This is a genomic window from Anaerolineales bacterium (assembly GCA_022866145.1).
Taxonomy (GTDB): Bacteria; Chloroflexota; Anaerolineae; order Anaerolineales; family E44-bin32; genus PFL42.
This window is the reverse complement of record JALHUE010000362.1, coordinates 1-1789: the sequence shown is the minus strand read 5'-3', so window position 1 is coordinate 1789 and position 1789 is coordinate 1. Positions and strand designations below refer to the sequence as shown.

Annotated in this window: 1 protein-coding gene; it reads left to right on the top strand. The window is 66.7% G+C overall.

Features of this window, described 5'->3' with window-relative positions; genetic code table 11:
* The first annotated feature begins 561 nt into the window (after positions 1–561).
* Entirely contained in the window at positions 562–1452 is an 891-nt protein-coding gene (locus MUO23_11095) for a hypothetical protein (protein MCJ7513502.1), read from the top strand.
* Positions 1453–1789: the final 337 nt, after the last annotated feature.

The window sequence follows — 1789 nt, the reverse complement described above, 5'->3', positions numbered from 1 at the left end:
TTGGCACGCCTTGGACCCCGGAGCGAGGTCCCGCCAAAGGCGCGGCCTCCGGATCGGGCAGAGGTCCCATCGGGATTCCTTTCGGTGAGATTGGCTATGCGCAGAATGGGCTTTCCACCCGCTGGGATTCCTCCTACGGGATAACTCTGGGTCCAGCGGCAGGGGCGTCGAGCGCCATTCGCCCCATCATGGAGTGGATAGCCCGGCGGCAGTCCGAGTATACCTCGCAGCACAGCTGCCAACAGTTTCCTTGAAAGGGCGGAGAAAGCGGCCCGGGGCGGTCCCCCGCGTCTGGAGCAGTACCAGGCCTACAGCCGGGAGCCGACCTCCTCCCTGCTTGGCCCGGTCGGCCGCAGCTGCGGATCGCCGCCCCCAGTGCAGGGCATCCCGGCACCAGCCTCCCGCCCGAGGCCCCTCCGTGCCGGCGCACCGCAGATAGGTCGCGGCTCGTGATACAGTCGTGGCAGAACATCCACAATTGCCCCTGCTTGCCCTGTAGACTGACCCTGCCCCTGCGTGGCACGTGACCCCCCCAAGACCCCCGGGGGGAAAGGAGGAAGAATGGATTTCGGCGAAGTCCTGACGAGAACCTGGCAGATCACCTGGCGCTACAAGGGCCTTTGGGTGCTCGGCCTGCTCGCCGGCTGCGGGACTGGCGGCGGTGGGGGGAGCGGCACGGGGTGGCGTACGTCCGGGAACGACAGCCAGCTTGGCCAGGCCATGCTGGAAATCCCGGGGTGGGTATGGATCGCGCTTGCTATAGGAGCTCTCATCCTGATCCTGGTCTTCTTCGTCCTGGGCGTGGTTGGGACAGGGGGATTGATCGCGGCGTTTCGCCAAGCCGACGAAGGGAAGGACGTCAGCCTCGGCCAGGCCTTCCGGCTGGGTATGAGGCACTTCTGGCGCCTGCTCGGCTTCCGCTTGCTGCTACTGCTGCTCGGCATCGTGGCTGCCGCGCTGGTGTTCGTCGCCGCAATCGGCAGCCTGGGCATCTGCCTGGTGCCCCTCCTGTGTATCGGTTTGCCGGCGGCTTTCCTGCTCGGAGTCTATGTGTCGCTGGCGCAGATATCGCTGATCGATGACAACCAGAAGGCGCTGGATGGCTTCCGGCGCGGCTGGGAGGTGCTGCGAAGCAACCCCGGGCCGGCGTTGCTGATGGGGCTGATCCTGCTCGGTGGAGGGCTGGTGATTGGGTTGATTCTGTCGGTGCCGATCTTGCTGCTGATGATGCCGCTTTTCATCACCCTCGCCAGCGGTGAGCAGGCGAACATCACCGGCGGGCTATTGGTGAGCGGCCTGTGCACCCTCGGCTACTTCCCGATCCTGCTGCTCGTCAACGCCGTGCTGCAGACGTTCATCAATGGCGCCTGGACACTCACCTACCGGCGGCTGACGGGCAAAGCCGCCGGGGCAGCTGCGCTGGCAGAGTTCGCCATACCGCTGCCGGAATAGCCATTCCAGGCCGGCACCTGCCTCAACCGGTTGCCTGCGCCCCCTCCGCCAAGGGAGGGGGCGCCTCAGTTGCCGGGATCGGGCAATACCCCACGTCGCCGTGGCCTGCGAGCCTGTCCCAGTCTGCGCACTCCATCCGCTTCGGTGGTTTGCCCCCGGGATCAGGTGCTCCAGAGCGCTGTGCGCAGGAGGAGGTCGCCTCATTCCAGCCGGCCGTCGCACGGCCATTCCTGGCGCGATGTCCACGAGGAGCATCCGGTGGATTCGCGAGCCTTGTCGAACCGGCGGCGCCGGCGCTCCCGTGCAGTGGCAGCTCGTGACGGGTCCGCGGACCTCA